The organism is Corynebacterium hindlerae (assembly GCF_014117265.1).
Taxonomy (GTDB): domain Bacteria; phylum Actinomycetota; class Actinomycetes; order Mycobacteriales; family Mycobacteriaceae; genus Corynebacterium; species Corynebacterium hindlerae.
The window spans coordinates 1,628,134-1,648,900 of record NZ_CP059833.1 but is presented as its reverse complement, the minus strand read 5'-3'; the positions used below and the strand labels follow the sequence as shown (position 1 = coordinate 1,648,900).

The following is a 20,767-nucleotide window of genomic DNA, read 5'->3' as shown; positions in this document are numbered from 1 at the left end:
GGGGTCAAAGTGCCCCTAGCACCCGGTTGACATGGTCAAAGGAGATGCGTTCCTGTTCGATCCGGAGCGCACTAGTAGCGGAGCGTTCCCACAAAAACTCCAGCGTCTCGACCTCCGCCGGGGTAAGGTATTGTGGTTGGAAGCGCTTCGGTGTTGGTTCCTCCACAGCCATCAGTTCATGTATCCGCGCTGTGTGTAAATCCATCAGTACGGATCGGGTGTGCGGTAGCTTACGGCGCACAAGGTCCAAGATGTAGAAACCGTGGGTATCGATGTCGCCCCAGTAGAGTATCTCCTTGTCGGCTAGCCCAGGTAGTTGCGCTGCAATGGAGTGCGCTTGCAAGCCACCTCCATAAATGGCTACGGCCCCGGCAATCGGAGGAAGCGCCAGAAAAGTCATGTAGTTCTCAACAAAAACTATGCGCTGGCCTGGCAGGACACCAAGGTTTTGCGGTTCGCAGCTGAGGTGGGACAGGCCATGAATTGTAAGGCTGTCATCGAGGCTGCGCAGCTGAATCATCACGGGTTTCTCCCGAAAAAGTAACTCTCCTACGACGGCAGTCACTACCGTGCGATTCCTATCAATCCATTTGGAATCCACCCCGAGGATTGGCAGTTCCCGAATGTAGTATTCGCGGGAGTCGTAACTACGGAACCACCGGATAACGTCGATGAATTGCTCCACGGTGACATCTTTCCACCCTTGCCAAGCGGTGAGTTTTTCGACCAGCGGTGCGCGTACGCTCACGCCAAGCTCGGCCGTGAATCTGTCCATCAGTTCGTTAATCCGTTGCCAATGCTGCGACTTCCCGGCGACCGCAGCAGCTGTTTCCGGACTGTCGAGAACAACACGCATTGGCAGGTCATAGGATCCTAAGTAGCCCAGTTTGCGCTGCTCCCGGTGCACCGGAATCGTGCTTGTGGACCATTGTTTCAACCAGGTTTTGGTGGATTGGCCGTCGTCAAGCTCGGCTGCCCGACCGCTCGGCGGTTGCAGGCTGATCGTCAGAGGCGCAAATTCGCCACCCAACCAGGCGCGATGGTTGCGCTCATAAAATGTGGCAGCACGCGTGACGACATCCCTAGGAGCCTTCATCAACTGCCTCCTCAATTGCTAACGCGCTGGTGCGAGAACGCTTACGATCCGGACATTCGACCATGAGGACACCGCCAATGTAGTCCTGCACGGTCTGCAGAAGTTTCTCGGGCGTAGCCAGGATCATATGGAAGCCGAAGCGCCCGAAGGCTTCCATCGCGGCGCGGGTGAATTCAGCATCTGCACGGTCGAAGGCTTCATCGAGGATGATCGTGCCATACTTCGGATACACCGCATCCCCAGCAACCACGGTAGATTTCTTCGCTTGAGTTGCGGTGAGCCCCATTCCGGTAAGCCGATACCGCAGAGCTGCTGCCAAGCAGAACGAGGACAATTTCTGGGCCTGACCACCGGAGAGCCCCTCCGCAGAGTCATAGACTGCACCCCGGCTACCATCTGAGGCATACTCAACACCCAGGAACTTGACGTGCTCGCGGGTATCCAGCCGCAGTCGGCGCTCCCGGGCAGTGGTGCGATCAGATGGTTGCACGGCTTCAATGACGGCTTTGAGCTTATGGAACCGACGTTCGCTTTCTTCCCGATCCGGGTCGGTGAGGCTGCCGGCCAAGGCCTCGTCAAGCAGTGTCACGAATTCTCGAGCGATTGCCGGTTGCGCATCACGCACTTCAATCTGCAAGTGAGTCCCCGGATAGAAGTCCACTGCTGCCAAAGAATCATTGATCAGCTGAATGGAGGTCCGCGTCTTAGAAGCGGCTTCCCTAATCAGACGACGCAATCTACCCAAGTGCTTGTTGGTTTGTTCCTGAAGCATCTCCCGGAACCGTTCTTCAAAGCGGGGCAGATCGTCAGATTCCAGACGCTCCAATTCAGCGAGGAAGTCTGCTTGCCAGGCGATCTCAGCGGTAAGATCACCACCGCGCTGGGGCCATTTATCCAGGTAACGCTGCATGGCAGTGACCATGACACCCTCTTGGCGCGTTGCGCGCTGATGCAACGCGGCTAGTTCATTGCTGAGCTTATTGAGCACAGTGTCATGCAGCCGATCAATGTTATCTGCTCGGATTGACCGGTCGATTGCTTCGCAACGCTGATTCAGGCGCTCTGCTACTTCTTGATTGAGCTCAGGGGCTTCAGCGAGCCAGGCGCTAGCATTGGCGAGCTGCTTTTCGGCTTGCTCGATTTTCGACAGCAGCTGCCCCATTGTTTGGTCGTGCTTTCTCAACTGCTGTTGCGCTTCCGAAATAGCTGATTCGTTTTTCGCTTGTTGCTTTTTCAGTGCAGTGAGCGTTTGGTTGCCATCGGTGAGTTCATCAACAACCCGCTGGGCGTTATCCAACGCAGCCTGTGCTGCAGTTACATCGATGGCCACGAAATCTGTAGTTTCCAGCAGTCGCTTCACCGTGGCAGTTCGGTTGCTGGCTTTATCCAAGGCGGTACGGATGCGGGTTGCTTCTTGCTCTTTAACGGAGATGCTTCGCTTCACAACCGAAATGATGCGCTGAAGTTCCTCGATCTTATCGTCCACATTTCCAGAAAGCACCCACCGCGAGCGATCATCAATCCGGAAACGATCATCTTTCACATGTTCCGTGGGGGAATGCTTCACCTGGCCATGGACGGTCACTGCGCGACGTGCCTCACGCATTTGGTCGAGAGTTTCGCAACATACGTAGTCAAACTGTTTCGACAGTTGCGCTTGAATCCAATCGTGGTACTTCCCGGGTTGCACGTCGATTTTTGTCGCCAGCGATTGAGCGGTAAAAGGGGACGGCTTGCTGTGTTCCAGCTGGTTGTTGAAGCGGATGTACTGGAGCTTCGCTCCCAGATGCGTCCCTTCAACCGCAGCGGACACTTGTTCATAGTGTTCTTCGGGGACGAGCAGCTTGCGGGCAAAACCGCCCATGACCCGCTCTGCTACTGCCTGCCAGCGCAGGTGATCTGGGCTAATCTTGATCAGATCGGCCACGAAGGGAAGCTCTTTTTCTCGGATGCCGGTGATCCGAGCGATCATCGCTCTGACGTCGAGCAGTTTCGAGTCCATGGTGGACTGGAACTTACGGATTGCCTCCAGTTCTGTTATTCGACTATCGCACTCGTTGTGCAGTTCTCGCAGGTCACCGTACACGGTTTGTAGCTTGCTGCGGTTGTTTTCACTCTGGGTGGCAACGTCCTGGAGGTCATTTTCTAGCTGGAGTCTAAGGTTGGTGAATTCCTCAACTGTGCCCGGCATTGTAGCGGAAATGTCTGCCAAGCGTGCTGCAAAGTCGTTTTCTGCCTGATTGATGATGCGCAGTTGATCGGCAGCTTTGTCACGTTCTGCAGTTGCTGCGACAAGCCCGGAGCTTTCTTCTCCATGGATCAACGCAGAAAGTCGATCACGTTCCGTCTGCAGCGCAGCGATGTTGTTGTCCAGGGATGAGTGCAGTGCCTCTGTCGCGGTGAGTTCAGATTGGCATTGTTCCAATTCTGCCTGGGCAAATGATTGTTTCTGCTGGTACACGAAGGCCGGCAGCCCTGCTTTTTCGGCTTCTCTTTCCGCAGTCTGGGCGGTGAGCTGTTCTCGTTCTTGGGCGGCGGTTCGGATGGGGGTTAACTGATCGATCTGCTCGCGGGCGGTAACGACGGTGGCGTAGGCCGTTTGGAGTTCAGTGAAGTTTTCTACCGCCTGATGCGCAATGCTGAAAGTTTCTGGCTCAGGCAGCATGAAGTTGCGCATCAAATAGTTCAGGTCACCGAGGGTTTTTGCTGATTGGGTGCGGTGTAATAGTTCAAGGGCTCCTTCATCAGCAATGCCTAACTGACGGCGCAGCGCACTGACGAACTGAGGGTGGGTGCGTTGTACTGCTAGGGCTTCCGGAAACTCTTTCTTCGCCGTGGTGATATTGAGCCCATCTACTGCGAGTTGCTCAAATTCCGGGATCTCGGCTTCCCGTGGCAGCAACAGAAACAGATTGACGATGTCTTGGTTAGCGTGCACCTTCGTGGAAAGGTACATGAGCCGACAGGCACTGACGGTGTTTCCGGCACCGTCAGTGTAGCGCAGCATCACTCCAGACCAGGTGGCCCCGGGCCGCAGGTAGGAGCGGGTGAGTTCGTCTGCTTCTTCCGAGTGCTCCCGGCGCCAAGCTCCCCGGCAATAGGTGACTAGGTCTCGTCCGGAACTGCCTCCGGAGTCTGCAGCGGCGTTAAATTTGAGCTTGGCCGGCGGTACGAGGATGGTGGATACTGCGTCGATGAGCGTGGATTTTCCGGAGCCGGAAGGGCCGGTGATGAGATACCCGGCGCGCGCGACCTTTACATTGTGCAATCCGTCGAAGGTGCCCCAGTTGTGTACTTGAATGGTGTCGAGGCGGTACTGGCCAGTGATCATGTGTGTTCCTCCAGGAGCGTTTCGAAGGATTTTGTGACGGTGGCGATCTCTTCTGCGGAGAAGATGATGCGCAGTACTGGGGATACTTCGAATCGTCCTTCGGTAGGGGTTTTGATCACGATGGAGTTATTTTTCATTTTGTTCCATGCGGCATCGAATTTTTTTCGTCGTGAGCTGTGGTCGGTGCCTCCGGCAGCTTGGTACGGCAGGGTCGCTTCGAAGACTTCTGTTTCATCAACAATGGTGCGTTCGTTCGGGTTGGTGGTCACCAGTTCACGGCGTAGGTGCAGGATGACGACGGTATCCATGAAGGTTAAGGACATGGTGCGCAGCAGTGCTCGTTGTTCGGCGACGTTTTCATCCCACGCTTTGACGTAGGCGACTCCGGCGTTGTCATCAACGATGAGCGTGAGGAAGAGGTTGTCGAGTTGTTCGCCGAGCACCTCACGGGAGGCGGACACTGTTTGGAAAACTTCGGGTTTGTTCAGGTGGGAGATGTAGGGTCCGCGGATGAGTTCAGCGAGGGCGCGTCGTTGAGCTCCGGTGAGTGTGCCGGTGTCTGTCTCGTGAAGTTTGTTGTCCATCTATCCGCGTCCTATCGGGGCCGTAAATTCATATGTTGCGTATCGTGCCTGGAGCTTCTTTCCGGTAGGGCTCTCCCAGGTGAGCAGCTCGGTTCCGTCTGCACGTTTGCCGTGTTGGTGGGCGAGTTTTATCAGCCCCACGATGCTGGCGAGGCCCTGGGTGGCGGGGTGTAATGTGAGCACGTCGCTTATCGACGCCCTTCCGTCTTTCTCAATCGCATGGTCGATCGCTTCGGTGAGTTCCGCCCAGTCAATTTCTGATTCTCGGATCCGCTGTCGCATCGCCGCCAGGTCAATCTCACCAGGCTCGTTAAGGTGTATTTCGCTGTCAATACGGTAGTCCATTGGGTTGTGTAGCACCCAGGTGGATAGGGAGCGGGGTTGCCTGGTAGTCAGTTCCAGTTCGATGCCCGTGAGGCGCCGTGCCTCCACTCCCTGTTGGGCGAGTTTCAAGGCTAGCTGTTGCGCCTGGTTAATGGCCTTTGTCAGTGCCTGTTGCGATTCAGCTTCCCGAGACTGGACAAAACGACGCAAGGAGCGCGATAGCCCTGTCATGGAATCGTGTACCTGACCGGAAGACGTATCGAGGGTGTCCATGAGCCCACGCAGCTCGGCACGTTCGGTCACGCTGAGCTTTTCAACAAAACCACGGGACATCACGGTTTCCAAAGTGGCATCAAACTGTGCCGATTGTTCCTGGTCAAGGAATACCTCGTAAAACCCGTTGAAGGCTTTACCTGCCTCAGAATCGGTGATGAGGTCCACGCCCCGGAATACGTTATCCAGTACCTCACCTGCGCCCAGTTTCTCCTCCACGATCGATTCGCGTAGTTTTCGATCGACCGCCTCAATGTCACTTCTAACGCGAGAAAAATCGGTGGGCAAATCACTGACCAAGGTTAGTATCTCACGGGCGCGCTCTACGGCTTCCTCATCAGTGATGACCTCTGCCCCGGTCATTCTGATTTGATCTATCCGTTCTTGCAGCTTATCGCGCTGCTGCTCCAGCCGTCGGATAGCTGTCGCTTCGTCTGGATCCGTATCGGCAGCCAACTCAAGCAGGTTCGATTGGAGCGTTCCTAGGCGGGAACGGGTCACGCTGCGTTGTGGATTGAGGAGTTGTTGCACGTATTCGATAGCTACGTGCGCATCGGTAGATAATTCGTAAAACTCATCGCGGGTGCCTTGTGGACTGCGACGAACCAAATATCCCGCTTTCACCCAGTCATTGACGTAGGCAGTGGCCGATTTCGGCAGCTCCAAGCTTGTTTGCTCTCGGATATCAATGAGCATTGGCTCCACGGCCAGGATCAGTTCAGTGCCAGTAACCTGCCTATTATCACCCTTAAATATCGCACTGAGAATAGCAACGATGGCGGGCGCAGTTGTGGCTCGCAGCATCGCCCATGCCGGGGAGTCGTCGGCTAGGCGCAGCATAGTGACAGCGTCCGCAATCGGAGTCATGCGATTCATGCACTTAAATCTAGCAAGGGATGCGGGCTCCCTTATGCAGCCATAAGACGATCCGCTAGCCGTACCAGCGAGAAGCTAGCGGGGCGTCGGCAAGCCTGCTGGCAACACCCTCCGCGCGTACCGAACCACCGCGGTGAGCAGCGCAGCAATGACGACCAGACCGGCAGCTTCAACAAGCCACACGTTGGCGCCTTGCTGTATCGCCCCAAGCACAGCGAGGTTGGTGAACCCGTGGACCAGGACGGCCACCACCCACGCCAGCGCACGCTTCTGCTTCTCGACGCCCATCATGATGATCAAGGAGCACATAATATGCAGGCCAATCGCCCAAATACGCTCTACGCCACCGACTAAAAACTCCGTGGCCGGGGTTTGCGTAAGTGCCGTACGCATCTGCTCAGCTGCCTCCGGCGGCAGCGATTTGGCCACCACGTCCCACTTGTCCATATTGATCATGAAAGACATGGCGAGGTTAAAGAACATCGTCATGCCCACCAGCAGCAGGGCTTCAATCCCACCGTGGCCCAGGCCAAAAGCCACACCGTCCACCAGACGATGCAGCCCCTTGAGCAGCAGCAACATAAACACCATGCGCGCTGTTTCCTCAAATAACCCAGCGGAAAAACTAGCTACCGGAATGGAACTGACGAACTTTCCCACAGGGTCCGGCGCCAACCCAGCTAGCAGCGACATCAGCGGCATCCGCAGCACCACCTGCGACACAAAAAACGCCAACATGCCCACCGCGAATGGGAGCATGACCTGCTTATTACGCCGAGCAACCGCGACAATGCCGCCGACAGGAATCGCAATGCACAGCAGCAGCGTTGCCACCATGCACGCTATAGCAGTAGTGGAGACCATTTCCATTCCTTTCGTTTTCTACGCAGTTTATGTTGCCCTGGGGGTGTGCGCACTTTGTTATCTCCCGGTGCCTCGCTAGCGCAAAACCCGGGAAGCATTTCCCGGGTCTCGGTAACTTTTTGGACTTCACACTTGCTATATCGCTGTTTTTGGCCCAAGATCCGGGGAATGCTTCCCGGGTTTTAGCCAGTAAAGCAGATCTTCACCTAGCCCCCGAAGGGCCCTTACACATCCAGCCCCTCCTTGAGCCCTGCGATGATGAATGCGATTTTGCGGTCCAGCCAGCCACGGTCCAGCCAGGAATCCTCTGGTGTGAAGAACGTGGTGGTGTCTGTAGCCTCCTCACTCATTTTTTGAAAGTCTCGCCGGACTGCCATCAGCTGGTAGTGGGTTGAAATTGTGGTATCAAAAATGAAGTCCAGCGCAAACTCAATCCGAGAGATATCCCCGGGGAAACCGCCTTCCACCAGGCGCGATGCTTGTGCTTGGAAGAAATCTTGCAGCTGCACGACAAGACCTGGTGAAGTAATGAATGTGTGATCGAGCCCTGGATACTGTTCCATGAGATCCCACAGGCTTTCCGCGGCTTCTACCAGCTGCTTATCCCACGCTGCGACCTTAGAGCTATGTTTCAGCTGCCCCAAGATTCGGCGCAGACACATCGTGACCAGATCATCCCGGGAGGAAATGACCCGGTAGAGCGAGGAGGTGCCTATCCCCAGGCGCTTGGCTACACCGGCCAACGTAAATGTGTCCAACCCTAGCTCCAGCGCAGCAGCAACGGCGTCTGCTTCGCTGAAGCGAGGTTTAGGACCAGTGCGTTTTCCCACAGATACCATGATGAGCATATTAACTGCTGGATAGCGCCCAGCCACGCGCTGCTTCACGACGCTTCCAAAAGTGCTGGTACACACCAGGGGCGTCGTAGAGCTCCTCGTGAGTTCCTACCTGGCTCACGCAACCATTGTGGTCCAGGACAATGATCTGTCCGGCAGATCGGATGGTGTCCAGTTTGTGTGCGATCACGATGAAGGTTGATTCGCTTCGCAATTGGTCCATAGCGGCGAGGATGTTCGCCTCATTCTCGGCGTCGAGTGCCGAGGTAGCTTCGTCGAACAGCACAATGGGCGCTTGTTTCAGCAAGGCTCGGGCTACAGAGACGCGCTGGCGCTCGCCTCCGGAGAGGAGCCGCCCGCCCTCGCCAACCGGAGTTTCCCAACCGAGTCGTTCGGCAATGGAGGTGACGCCGGCAAGTTCTGCAGCACGGTACACATCCTCGTCGCTGGCGTCGGGGCGGCCGACCCGAATGTTGGATATCAGGGAGTCATCGAAAAGATAAACGTCCTGGAAAACCATGGATAGTCGGGACATGAGCTGTTCGGTGCCGAGTTGGCGGATATCGACGCCGTCGACAAGCACCGCTCCTGAATCGACGTCCCAGAATCGCGAAATCAATCGAGCAATAGTGGTCTTTCCGGAACCGGACGGACCCACGATGGCTGTCACGGTTCCCGGTTCTGCCTTGAAACTCACGTCATTCAGCACTTTCCTAGCGCCGTAACCGAAGGTGACGTTGCGCAGCTCGACGCTGCCCGAGCCATCACCCAGTGTTGGCTCGGCGGGCTCCGGCAGTGAAGGAGAATCAGTTATCACAGCAGTCTCAGCGATAGCGGCGCGGGCCACATCCAACCCCACATAGGAAGAACCAATCTGCTCCAGGGAGCGGGTGAAACGTAAGCTGATGCCAATGATTGCGATGGTCTGCAGCGGTGACAGCGCGCCTTCGGTAGCCAGTCCAGCAGCGACGGTAATCAACGCGACAACAAAAGCCTGGACAACTATTCCATTGAGCAACAAGGCGAAGGTGGAGAGCCACAGCTCCCGAACCCGCGCCTTATGATCGGATTCCAGTGCCTGCTGCAGTGGCGGAAATTCCTGGGAGCGTCCCGCGGCACGAAGCGCAGCTTGGTGGCTCGCAAACTCCACGATTCGATTGGATAGCTCCTTGTTAGCGGGCAGCGCACGCTCCGAGGCCTGCTGCCGAATCCACGCAGCAAGCTGCATGATGCCGAGCGCAAACGGGGCAATGATCAAGAAAGTCAGCCCCAGCCGGGGATTCCAAACCCATGTGCCAACGAGCAGCGTTATCAGGGCTGCGCCGTCACGGTATATGGTGCCCTGAATATGAGCTACTACTTCAGCGGCCTGCATGAAACGGTCAGATACTAGGCGCGACAGTCCGCCAGTTTGCGCGGGGCCAAACCAACCGAGTGGCAGTGTGGCGAGTTTGTCCCCCACGGTCCTATGCGCAGTGCGTATGAAATCCAGCGCGTTGTGGTATGACGCCATCGTGGCGAAGAACCGCAACGCAAAAGCCACGATTGCAATGCCCAGCAGCGCCCAAAGCCATGAGGCAAGCGCTGAGCCAGCAACAAGTGCACTGGTCAGGGGGAGCAAGGCGAGGACGGCTAGGCCGTCGAGAAGCCCAACAAGCAAGCTCAACAGCCTAAACCTTTTGCCCAGGCGATGGCCCTCGGGGCTTTGCAGCTTCGCCATGCTGCGAACGAGGAAAGGATCACGAAGACGCGAGCTAGACATTGGTGGTCTCCTTCACAGGGTCGAGCTGAATGATCTGGTCCACTCCTCTGATGGACTCTGGTTTGTGAGCGATAACCAGCACGGTTTTGCCAGCTACCAGCTCAGTGAGGGCCGCTTGAATTTCCGCTTCGCAATCTGGGTCAGTTGAGGCGGTAGCCTCGTCCAGGATCAAGATCGGGGTATCTGCCACGATCGCCCGGGCGATGGAAATTCGCTGCTGTTGGCCTCCCGATAGCGAGGTATCTTCTCCCACGATCGTGTCGAGCCCGGCTGGCAGCGCGCGGATATCCTCAGCAATGTGTGCAGCCTGTGCTGCCTCCCAGATGTGCTCATCGGTGACCTCCGGCCGGGCGAGGCGAATATTGTCGCGGATGCTCATGCGCAACAGGTGCGGATCTTGCAGTACGAACGCCACTGTGCGGTACAGGCTGTCAAAGGTGAGCTCGCGGATATCAACGCCATCGATGGTGACTTTCCCGGAGTCAGGATCCTGGAATCGTGCCAACATTGTGGCCGCGGTGGACTTACCCGAACCAGAGGGGCCGATCAGTGCTGTTACCGTGCCAGGCTGCAGCGTCGCGGTGAAGTCTTGCAATACCGGGGTTGTGGGATCGTAACCAAAGCTCACCGCATGAAACTCCACAGTCTTGTCTCGCTTGCTCGGATCTAGCTCTACTGTCCCTTCTGCCACTGGTGAAATGTTCATTACTTCCTCCAGGCGCAGTGCAGCATTTCCAGCGAGCTGGTACGACCACATCATCATGCCCACGGTCTGAATAGTGCCGGGAATAACAAGCGCAATCAGCGTCGTTGCAATGACTTCAGCCACCGTGACTTCACCCGTGGCGACCAGCAGCGATCCCCCACCGACATTGATGAGGAGCAGCACAGGAACCGCAATCACCGATTCAGAAATTGCACTCACCCGGAGCAACGGCTTAACCCACTCGTAGTAGAAGTCTGCGAACCGCGCCGCCGCATCGAGATACCGGGCATGTGCCTTGCCGACGGTACCAAATGCCTTCACAACGGAAATCCCCTCAGCAAACTCCACCGCGGTGGCCGAAACCTTAGCGAGGTAGCCGTCCATCTCAGCAGTCTTGGCCCCCATGTCCTTCATGGAATACGCCTGAATGGCCAGATAAATGGGGACCGTAGCGATGGAAAGCAAACCCAAACGCCAGTCCAAAATGAACGCGTACACCAGCAGAGACAGCGGGGTGACGATCGCCGCGACGCGCTCCACCGGGGCATGCGCGACAAGAGTGTGCAAAGTAAGCGTGTCATCTTCGATGGCCTTGCGTACCTTGCCCGAGTTGGTCTGGCTAAACCAAGACAGCGGTGCCCGTGAGATAGTGCTGGTAATCCGGTGGCGGATAATGCCCACTAGCTTTACGTCCGCAAGGTGGGTGATCAGCAGCGCCAGAAAATAACACCCCAGCTGGCCCAGGAAGGCGATAATCAGCCATTTCGCTATGGTCTTGGCGCGATCGGTCTCGCCGTCGAAAAGCGCGCTGCCCAATACCACCAGCGCGACGTACGGTGCTACGGCGAGCAGCGAGGAGATCAGCGCGAGCAGCTGCCCAAAGTAGATAGTCGGCTGCACTGGTGCGAGGAGTTTTTTCAGCGCGACTTGACCGGCCTTGAGCTTCGCCCGCGAGGCGTCCTGTGGTGTGTCAGACATTTCGTTGTCCTTTTCTATTCACTTCATTCAAATCAACAATGTGGGTAGCGGATTCTTTGATGAGTTCGTGGTCATGCGTAATGACAATGACCACCGCGCCACTGTCCGCCAGGGAACGCAGCAGCGTGGATATGGACTGCAGGTGACGCCAGCCCACACCGGAGGTAGGTTCGTCAAACACGTACACCTGGGCCTGCTCTGCCTCTGCGACGCCGATAGCAAGACGCTGCCGTTGACCCCCGGAAAGCGACTGGGGATGGCGGTTGGCAACGTGCTCTAGCTCCAGGGAGCGCAGGATTTGGGGAACATCTACCTGGTCGCGCTTCTTTTTGCTCAAACCCAAGGTGACCTCTTCGGTCACCGTCGCTGCGAACAGTTGCCGTCCGACGTCCTGCATCACCAACTGCGACGCTTTACGACGCGCCCCTGCCCCAATTTCCTCACCGCCCAGGCGGATACTGCCACCGCGCTGCGGAGTAGCTAAGCCACAAATGATCCTGGCCAGCGTGGTTTTCCCAGACCCATTGGGGCCGATGAGCGCTGTGACCTCACCGGCACGGAACCCCACCTGATCAATGCTCAGAACTTCGCGCGTGCCGTAGGAAAAACGCACGTCATGAATCTCTAAACCAGGTGCATTTGATCGCATCGACCCTGTGGGTACCGGCCTAGGCTGTCGGCAAAAACTCCGCAGGCCCAGTTGTCGGCGCGTTTCATCACTTAACTGGAAGAATTCATCCGCGGTATACCGATGCATTATCTGCCCGCTGTGTAGGTAAAGAACGTGGTCAGCAATACCTTTCAGATAAAACAGCCGGTGTTCTGCAATAACGATCGTTTTTCCCAGCTGTTTCAGACGGCGCAGCGCGTCGGTTAAGGTATCGATGCTCTCGGTGTCGAGATTTGAGGTTGGTTCGTCGAAAAGCACCAGCCCACCCGGTGAGACCAACGCGCACGCACACGCCACCGTTTGCAACTGCCCACCTGATAGGTGCTTGAGTTTGCGTCCACGCAACTGTTCAATTCCGAGCGCCCTTACCGCGGTCTGGATTCTGCGCTCGATTTCTTCCGGCGCAATACCAAGGTTTTCCAGCCCAAAAGCAAGCTCCGCATCGACGCTTTCGGTGAAGAATTGGGTGCGCGGGTTCTGGAACACAGTCGCACTAAACTCAATCGCGCGAGACAGCGGCTGCTCCGCCGGCACAATCGCGACCTCGTTACAGATAACCCTTAGGTCACCGTTAAGCTCGCCGGGGTGAAAATGCGGAATAAGACCGTTCAGTAGCTTCAGCAGTGTGGATTTCCCAGAACCAGAATCGCCCGTGACCAGCACACACTGCCCAGGCTCCACATCAAAGGTCACATCCGACACCCCGGCATCGCCAAGACGTGCCCCCTGCGAATAAGTAAAAGTTAGATTCCTGGCAGATAGTCTCGTCATGGCAAAACCTGCACTGGAAGCCACACGGAAGCAACGATGAGCCCAAGCACGCACAGCGCAACGGCGTCGGCAAGCTTGAAGGAAAGGCCAACCGTAGTGGAGGGATAGGCAGCGCCACCCAAACCTCTCACCAGCGCGGAGGATGCCAGCTCATCACCCGCGCGGACGACAGCGCCCAACAACGGAATAACGAGCATGGCCGATGACTGAGTAGGTTGTGTGACCCAACTTTTGAAACCAGGTTGCAGGCCGCGAAGAATCATCGCGTCACGGATTGCGCGAGCCTCAGTAGCGATGATGGGGAGCACACGAAGAAACACAGCCGGAGGTATGGTTGCCCAACCAGGCAGACGCATCCGCCGAAGCGCTGAGGTGAGTGTAGAAGGGGTCAGCGTCAAGAGTGCAAAGGCACCGATGGACATGCTGATGGTGAAACGGCTAAACCACGCGAAAAGAGTGGCGCTGAACGCGAACAGTTGCGAAGGTGGCAGTTGCAAAAGGCCCCAGTAGCCCAGGTAAAAGAAGCCAAAGACCAACAGGGCGAGGAGTCCATAGCGGGGCTTGATCGTGGCTAAGGCGAGGGCGCTCGCTGCAATACAAGCCAGCAGTGTCGGAGTTGAGCCGTAGCTGAGTGCAGTTAAGTTGATGAGGAAAACGGACAGTAAAACCGTTCTGGGGTCCAGCTGGACGCGACTCACAGCAGACCAGCGCTTTCAAAATGCTTGCGACTCACCCGGAGCCCAATGATCCCGCCGATGATGCCGAAGATGAAGGCACCAATCCCGAGGATCCCAATAGTCCACGGCTGGAAGATTTGCGCCATCGCATCAGCGTATTGCTGGCCCATCTGGTCCGCGATGTTTACGTAGTAGGAATCAGTGTCCAAGATCAACGGTACGAATGGCATCGTGATCCACGTACAAAACACGGCGTATGCCAGCGGAAAGGTCTGATTGATGCTCAACCTGAGCTTGGTGAGGATAACGTCAGCGAAGAACCCCAAAACGAGGCAACCGAAGAGGGACCAGGCGTAGTGTCCAGTGAGCATGAAAGCCACACCGTTGATGCCGCCGAGGATCGTGAGAGCGCCAAGCTTCGGTGTGCGTGCAACATACAGTGCCAGCACGATGCCGTTGACGATCACTCCGATAGCCCAGCCCACGAACATGAACTGCGGACCGGCAAAACCCACCATGCCGGTAACAAATGTGAGGACAAAGTACAGCGCGGAGAAGATGCCCGCATTTATCAGGTCCCTCGTAGTGAGCGTTTGCGAAGTTAATTTCGAAGTCATGAGCTACCTCAGGTGCAGGTCGAATCCAATTCTTTATGTGAGCCTACCCTAACCCCGAACTATGTTCGGCGTTAAGGCCTAGGGTAGCTAACGGGGGTGATTGATCGCCATTGCCCAGCAAACGGCCACTTTGCATCGGATGCATCCGCGAGCGTGGTGTATTCAGTGACCTGCGATGCCCGTGCCGTTAAACGATAAAGGCGGTAATCTCAGGTACCTTTCGATCCCAAGATCGGATGCCTGAAAACTTGGCCCTGATGTTGGTTGTCTGGAGGCTTGGCCCCGACATTACTCCCCCGAGGTTGCTCCAAAAATGCCTCCACGACCCCGAACTTCGGGAGGGTAATGTCGGGGCCAATGCATAAGCAGCCCGTCAGGCCCATTCTCAACCAACCAGCCCAGAGTCAATGTCGCGCCCACTTCCACCGCCAAAGCTCAACTCTCACACATTGAGGTGGAAGACCGAGAACAATTTCCCTACCGCCTAGCAACACCAACATCGAAATACGTCAAGGTGCCATCAGATAGAAGCAGCGCCGAACGGACCACGGTTCTTTTCTTGATCTGTAAAACTCGGGAAGCATTCCCCGGGTTTCGGCAACTTTTTGGGCTTCACATCTGCTATTTCGCTATTTTTGGCCCGAGACCCGAGAAATACTTCCCGGGTTTCACGAGAAAATTAGGCTTAAGTAGCAAGACCAGGGTCAAACGAGAAAATCAGGCTTAAGTAGCAAGACCAGGACCCCAAAGACCCCAGCGACACCACCCCAAAAACAAAAGAAACCGGGGGCCACACTCAAAAAGTGTGGCCCCCGGCCTTAGCGGCTAACTAACCGCTCATTGTGGGCGAAGGGGGACTTGAACCCCCACGTCCTTACGGACACTGGCACCTGAAGCCAGCGCGTCTGCCATTCCGCCACTCGCCCGAGCAACATCAATTGCGACTCGTCTAACTTAGCATGCACTACCGGAAAAGTTACAAATCGGCAGGTAGATAGGCAAAAAACCCAACAGGAAACCGGAGTATTGGGAACAAACCCCTATACTGGACACGTTAAGCATAGAGGAAGGAGGTGCGCCCGTGGGTTTGATGGATCGTTTTGCCAAGCTAGATTCGGCAATGCAGCGGGGTCTGGATAACGGCTTAGCTCGGGTTTTTGGTGGCCAGCTGGTCCCGGCAGAGATTGAAGAGGCCCTGAAGCAGGAGGCGGATGATAACCGTGTCCATACGTATGAAGGGTATGTCGAGACCGCAAACCGCTATGTCGTGCACGTGTCCCCGCAGGATTCCACAAATTTAAGCGAGCAGCACCCAAAACTTGCTGAGGGCTTTACGGATCTGATGCAACGGCATATCCGGAACCAAGGGTGGATGGCCGCTGGCCCGGTCTCTATCACTATTGTCGCTGATGAGGCCCTGAAAACTGGCCAGTTGAAGGTGGAGTCCTCCACCCACATTCCGGAGGTGAAACCGGAGCCGACGCCCCGGAGCGTCGGTAAGCAGCATGTCAACCTTTTGCTGCAGGACGGTTCCAGTCGCACCTACGCCGTCCGGGAGGGTTCGAACATTATTGGTCGCAGCTCTGACGCTGACCTGCGGCTGCCGGATACGGGCGTGTCCCGCGAGCATGCCGAAATCACATGGAATGGTGAGGATGCAGTGCTCACAGACCTGCAGAGCACGAACGGCACCACGGTCAATGACATGTCGGTGGACAACTGGATGCTCGCGGATGGCGACGTGATTACGCTGGGGCATTCGCGCATCGAAGTACGATTTACAAAGGGTTAAGCATGGACATCGGTATTTTGCTCATATTCCGGGTTGGCCTGCTCGTGCTGTTGTGGCTGTTCATCCTCGGCATTGCCCACACCTTGCGCAAAGATGCGAACATGTCGGCTGGCGCTGCGGTCGCACAGCCACGGCCGATGCTCCCGAAGAAGAGCCAGCGCGGTGCCCCCCATCTCCTGAAGATCGTCGAAGGCCCGCTGGCAGGCTCCCATATGGATGTCTCCACTCTCCAAGAGGTCACCTTGGGCCGCAGTAAGGATGCTGACTTCGTGGTTGGCGACGACTACGCCTCCGGTCGGCACGCTCGCCTCTTCAAGCGTGGCAACGACTGGTTTGTGGAGGACCTCGCGTCCCGCAACGGCACGTTCCTGTCCGGAATGCGTATTGAGCAGCCAGAACGTGTCCGCCTAGGCAGCGACATCAAGATTGGCCGCACTACCGTCAGGTTGGAGCCGTAAATGCTGAAGCTTAATTACACCGTCGCCTCCGACCGTGGCCTGGTGCGCGGAAACAACGAGGACTCCGCCTACGCCGGCCCGCACCTGCTCGCACTTGCCGACGGCATGGGTGGCCACGCCGCAGGCGAAGTAGCCTCCCAAATCATGATCAACCACCTGCGGGTTCTCGACGCAGACCCTGACGACAACGACATGCTCGCCATGCTCGGCTCCATCGCCGACGACGCGAACATCGCGATCGCCAGCGAGGTCGACGCAAAACCAGAGACCGCCGGCATGGGCACCACCTGCACCGCGCTGCTTTTCGACGGCACCCGCTTCGGAAAACTCCACGTCGGAGACTCCCGTGGCTACCGACTCCGCGGCGGCACACTAGAGCGGATCACCCGCGACGACACGTACGTCCAGTCCCTGGTGGACGAAGGGGAATTGGACGAAGAGGACGTCTCCACCCACCCGCAGCGCTCATTGATCTTGAAGGCATACACGGGCAACCCGGTAGAACCCACGCTGGAGATCCTCGACGCTCAGGTGGGCGACCGTATCCTGCTGTGCTCCGATGGCCTCTCCGACCCAGTCACCCACACCACCATTGAGCAGGCACTAGCCGAGGGCACCCCTCGGGAAGCTGCCATCCGGCTGATCGAGCTCGCCCTGCGCTCCGGAGGTCCCGACAACGTCACCGTGGTGATCGCCGACGTCATCGAATCCGATGACTACACCGGCCCGGAGCTGCCCATCACCCCCATGACGGCGGGCGCGCTGAACGCCGGGGAACCGGAGGAACCACGCCCCGACACTGCCGCGGGTCGTGCTGCCACCATGGTGGAACGCACAAAACAAGAGCGGCAGCCACAGGTCATCGAGCCATTCGAGGTCCCGGAGGCGGCGAACACCGCCAAGCGGAAACCCTGGATTGGCCTGCTCGTAGCCCTCGTCGTGATCGGGTTGCTAGCAGGCCTTGGTTACTTCGCAGTGCAGCAAAAGAAAAACACGTTCTTCGTGGCCACCACGGACGCAGGCCACATCGTGGTCGAGCAGGGCTTTGACAAGACCGTCTTCGGCAAGCCCTTGCATGAGGTGTACCAGGTCGCGTGTTTAGACCAGGATGGCAAGCTCAAGATCGTCGATAAGGGCGAGGGCGGTTGCACCCCGTTCGTCCTGAACGACGTGAAGCCGGACGCGCGGGCGTCGATAAGCGCCATGCCTGCCGGCCATTACGACGACGTCATCCAGCAGGTACGCCGGCTTGCCGACGAACTACTCCCCGTGTGCATTAAGCCCGAGGGAGGCGAGTCGGCCACCGACCTGAACAAACCTGGCCAAAACTGCCGGGAGGTGGCGAAATAGATGTCTGTTTTTCAGCGTTTGACGTCCCGACGTCTTGAATTCGGCCTGCTCATTCTGGCCGCCATCATTATCGGCGTGGCCATGGTGAACCTGGAAATTGCGGTGGGCAACGAGCTGACCAAGGATGTCCTTTACATCATTTTCGGTTACATCGGCGTGTTCACTGTCGCGCACCTCTCGCTGTGTTTCCTGGCTCCGCTTGCCGACCAGATCATGCTCCCCGTCGCTGCCCTGCTCAACGGGCTTGGCCTGATCATGATCTACCGGATTGACGCTGCCAAAGAAACAGCGCTTGCCACCCGCCAAGTGATGTGGACCCTCGTCGGCATAATCATGATGGTGCTGGTCATGGTCATTATCCGCGACCACAAAGTGCTGTCTCGCTACTCATACATCTTGGGTGTTATCGGGCTGGTTCTCCTCGCCCTGCCAATGGTTTGGCCTATTCAGCCTGACACTGTCGCCGACGCGAAAATCTGGATCACACTCGGCCCCTTTTCCATCCAGCCGGGCGAATTCTCCAAGATCTTGCTCTTGCTGTTTTTCGCACAACTATTGGTTAACAAACGAGCCCTGTTCACCGTGGCGGGCTACCGCTTCCTCGGCATGGAATTCCCACGCCTGCGAGACCTCGCCCCCATCATGCTGGTGTGGGCAATCGCGATGGTGATCATGGCCGGCGAAAATGACTTCGGCCCCGCCCTACTGCTGTTCGCCACCGTCCTCGGAATGATCTACCTGGCCACGAACCGGGCCTCCTGGCTGCTCATCGGCCTGCTGCTGGTGGCCATCGGCGGTTTCGGTATCTTCCAAATCTCCAACAAAATCCAGGCGCGTTTCAGCCTGTTCCTGGACCCGGTGGGCAACTGGGAGACCAGCAGTCAGCTCGCCCAGGCGCTGTTCGGCATGTCCTGGGGTGGGATCATGGGAACTGGCCTGGGACAGGGTTATCCCCACATTGTTCCTGTGTCCTGGTCGGACTTCATTTTGTCTACCGTAGGCGAAGAACTGGGCCTGGTTGGCCTCTCGGCTGTGCTCGTGCTGTTCATGGTTTTCGTCTCTCGTGGCATGCGGACCGCGCTGCAGGTGAAGGACTCCTACGGCAAGCTCGTCGCCGCGGGCCTGTCCCTAACGCTGGTGATCCAGATTTTTGTGGTCACCGCGGGTATTTCGGCCCTGATGCCCATGACGGGTCTCACCACGCCCTTCATGTCAGCTGGCGGTTCCTCACTGATGGCGAACTACATTCTGCTCGGCCTGGTGCTGCGCATTTCCGATTCCGCACAACGCCCCTACAGCCAAGGCGCAAAGGTAGTGGCCAACCACGATGACACCAGCACCCAGCTCCACGAGGCGGTGCGCTAAATGAACCGATCCATCCGCAACTCCGCTGTCTTCAGCGTGGTCCTCGTCCTCATCCTGTTGGTGAATCTGTCCATCGTGCAGGTGTTCAAGGATGACGAATACGCCCACAACGCCCTCAACCGGCGTGGCTACTACAAGATGCAGCTCATCCCGCGCGGCCAGATTTCCGCCGGCGGACAGGTTCTCGCACAGTCAGTGGCCAACGAAGATGGCTTCTACTCCCGCCAGTACCCGAACGATGTCACCCCGTATGGCGCCACCCTCGGCTACCTTTCCGAAACCTATGGCGCCTCCGGGTTGGAGTCCTCCTACAATGATGTTCTCAACGGCACTGACTCTTCCCTCTTCGCTTCTCGCTGGTGGGACACCATTACTGGCAAGGAACAAACTGGGGCGTCGCTGAAACTCACCCTCAACCCGGCGGTGCAGGAAGCGGCCTATAACGGGCTTGCTAGCCGAGGCTATGAAGGCGCTGTGGTTGCCATCAACCCCAAAACCGGTGAAATCCTGGCCATGGCTTCAACTCCGTCCTACAATCCGGCAAGCATCGAGGACGACTGGTCACAGATCAATGCCCAGGAGGGCTCGCCGCTACTGAACCACGCGACTCAGGAGACACTGCCCCCAGGGTCCACCTTCAAGGTGGTCACCACGGCTGCCGGTTTGGCGCATGGCTACAACCCGAACTCACCGGTCACCGGGGCATCCCAAATTACTCTTCCTAACACAAACGCCACCTTGGAAAACTACGGTGGCCAGTCTTGTGGCGGTGCGCAGACCACGCTGCGCCAGGCGTTTGAACGCTCCTGTAACACCGCCTTCGTGGAGATGGGCATCAATATCGGTGACAAGGCGCTCACCGAAGCCTCGGAAAAGTTTGGGCTTGGCCAGACCTATGATCTGGGACTGCCGATGAGCCCCGGCGCGATCGGAGACCTCTCTGATCCCGCTGCTCGTGGCCAATCGTCTATTGGCCAGCGTGACATCTCCATGTCTGTGCTGCAGAATGCGGTGGTCGCCGCGACTGTGGCGAATAAAGGCAAGCGGATGGAACCGCACCTGGTGTCCGAGATCCTCGGCTCTGACCTGCGCTCGATCAAGAAGACGAAGCCGAAGGAGCTCAACGAGGCCATCTCCCCGGAGACCGCGGCGACCCTCACGGAGTTGATGAAGGGGTCGGAGCGGATGACTGCCGGTGCTACTGGCGCCGACATTGCCTCCAAGACGGGTACCGCTGAGCATGGCGAGGATTCGCGTAACTCGAACCCGCACGCTTGGTATATAGCCTTTGGGCCTACCGCAGATGCGAACGTTGCGGTGGCGGTTGTCGTGAAGAATGGCGGCGACCGGGGTCAGGCCGCTACGGGCGGTTCCGTAGCGGCCCCGATTGGCCGTGCTGTTATCGATGCTGCGCTGCGGAGCGCACGCTAAGGAAAG

General features: G+C 57.3%; 16 protein-coding genes and 1 tRNA gene. 5 read left to right on the top strand and 12 right to left on the bottom strand.

Translation table 11 applies throughout. The features are described 5' to 3' along the window. Positions 1-4: 4 nt before the first annotated feature. The 12 genes from HW450_RS08090 to HW450_RS08035 all read right to left on the bottom strand — a co-directional run bounded on the left by HW450_RS08090 (position 5) and on the right by HW450_RS08035 (position 15,291). Positions 5-1,096 carry a Wadjet anti-phage system protein JetD domain-containing protein gene (locus tag HW450_RS08090; protein WP_182385140.1) on the bottom strand — a complete coding sequence of 364 codons (1,092 nt, stop codon included), beginning with the start codon at positions 1,094-1,096 and terminating at the stop codon, positions 5-7. After that, positions 1,083-4,427, bottom strand: a complete 3,345-nt coding sequence (locus HW450_RS08085) for an ATP-binding protein (protein WP_182385139.1) — start codon at positions 4,425-4,427, stop codon at positions 1,083-1,085. The genes HW450_RS08090 and HW450_RS08085 overlap by 14 nt, the downstream gene beginning before the upstream one ends. Further along, on the bottom strand, positions 4,424-5,011 hold the full coding sequence (locus tag HW450_RS08080) for a DUF4194 domain-containing protein (protein WP_182385138.1): 588 nt from the start codon (positions 5,009-5,011) through the stop codon (positions 4,424-4,426). The genes HW450_RS08085 and HW450_RS08080 overlap by 4 nt, the downstream gene beginning before the upstream one ends. Next, a complete protein-coding gene (locus HW450_RS08075) occupies positions 5,012-6,484 on the bottom strand; it encodes a DUF3375 domain-containing protein (RefSeq protein ID WP_182385137.1) in 1,473 nt (490 codons plus the stop codon). A gap of 75 nt (positions 6,485-6,559) precedes the next feature. Further along, the gene (locus HW450_RS08070) at positions 6,560-7,348 is read right to left on the bottom strand and encodes a YhfC family intramembrane metalloprotease (protein WP_182385136.1); all 789 of its coding nucleotides are present in this window, start codon (positions 7,346-7,348) and stop codon (positions 6,560-6,562) included. 224 nt (positions 7,349-7,572) lie between these two features. After that, the gene (locus tag HW450_RS08065) at positions 7,573-8,187 is read right to left on the bottom strand and encodes a TetR/AcrR family transcriptional regulator (RefSeq protein ID WP_232843380.1); all 615 of its coding nucleotides are present in this window, start codon (positions 8,185-8,187) and stop codon (positions 7,573-7,575) included. A gap of 10 nt (positions 8,188-8,197) precedes the next feature. After that, entirely contained in the window at positions 8,198-9,946 is a 1,749-nt protein-coding gene (locus HW450_RS08060) for an ABC transporter ATP-binding protein (protein ID WP_182385135.1), read from the bottom strand. Then, positions 9,939-11,630 (bottom strand): ABC transporter ATP-binding protein, encoded by a 1,692-nt coding sequence (locus tag HW450_RS08055; protein ID WP_182385134.1) that lies wholly within the window; start codon positions 11,628-11,630, stop codon positions 9,939-9,941. Before HW450_RS08055 ends, HW450_RS08060 begins: the two co-directional genes overlap by 8 nt. Then, positions 11,623-13,071, bottom strand: coding sequence for an ABC transporter ATP-binding protein (locus tag HW450_RS08050; RefSeq protein WP_182385133.1), 1,449 nt, complete (start codon positions 13,069-13,071; stop codon positions 11,623-11,625). Before HW450_RS08050 ends, HW450_RS08055 begins: the two co-directional genes overlap by 8 nt. Beyond that, positions 13,068-13,769 (bottom strand): energy-coupling factor transporter transmembrane component T family protein, encoded by a 702-nt coding sequence (locus tag HW450_RS08045; RefSeq protein ID WP_182385132.1) that lies wholly within the window; start codon positions 13,767-13,769, stop codon positions 13,068-13,070. The genes HW450_RS08050 and HW450_RS08045 overlap by 4 nt, the downstream gene beginning before the upstream one ends. Then, positions 13,766-14,365 carry an MptD family putative ECF transporter S component gene (locus tag HW450_RS08040; protein ID WP_182385131.1) on the bottom strand — a complete coding sequence of 200 codons (600 nt, stop codon included), beginning with the start codon at positions 14,363-14,365 and terminating at the stop codon, positions 13,766-13,768. The genes HW450_RS08045 and HW450_RS08040 overlap by 4 nt, the downstream gene beginning before the upstream one ends. An 843-nt stretch (positions 14,366-15,208) precedes the next feature. Continuing rightward, positions 15,209-15,291, bottom strand: a tRNA-Leu gene (locus HW450_RS08035). Between the two features lie 164 nt (positions 15,292-15,455). On the opposite strand from HW450_RS08035, the gene HW450_RS08030 reads away from it, so the two are divergent. From HW450_RS08030 to HW450_RS08010, 5 genes are read left to right on the top strand one after another with little or no spacing between them, the layout of a single operon-like run. Continuing rightward, positions 15,456-16,157: a DUF3662 and FHA domain-containing protein gene (locus HW450_RS08030; protein ID WP_182385130.1), complete on the top strand. Its 702-nt coding sequence runs from the start codon at positions 15,456-15,458 to the stop codon at positions 16,155-16,157. A gap of 2 nt (positions 16,158-16,159) precedes the next feature. After that, the gene (locus tag HW450_RS08025; protein WP_182385129.1) at positions 16,160-16,615 is read left to right on the top strand and encodes an FHA domain-containing protein FhaB/FipA; all 456 of its coding nucleotides are present in this window, start codon (positions 16,160-16,162) and stop codon (positions 16,613-16,615) included. Next, on the top strand, positions 16,616-17,965 hold the full coding sequence (locus HW450_RS08020; protein WP_182385128.1) for a PP2C family protein-serine/threonine phosphatase: 1,350 nt from the start codon (positions 16,616-16,618) through the stop codon (positions 17,963-17,965). Further along, positions 17,966-19,330 carry an FtsW/RodA/SpoVE family cell cycle protein gene (locus HW450_RS08015; protein ID WP_182385127.1) on the top strand — a complete coding sequence of 455 codons (1,365 nt, stop codon included), beginning with the start codon at positions 17,966-17,968 and terminating at the stop codon, positions 19,328-19,330. It abuts the gene before it with no gap. Next, complete coding sequence (locus HW450_RS08010; RefSeq protein ID WP_182385126.1) at positions 19,331-20,761, top strand: penicillin-binding transpeptidase domain-containing protein; 1,431 nt, start codon at positions 19,331-19,333, stop codon at positions 20,759-20,761. Positions 20,762-20,767: the final 6 nt, after the last annotated feature.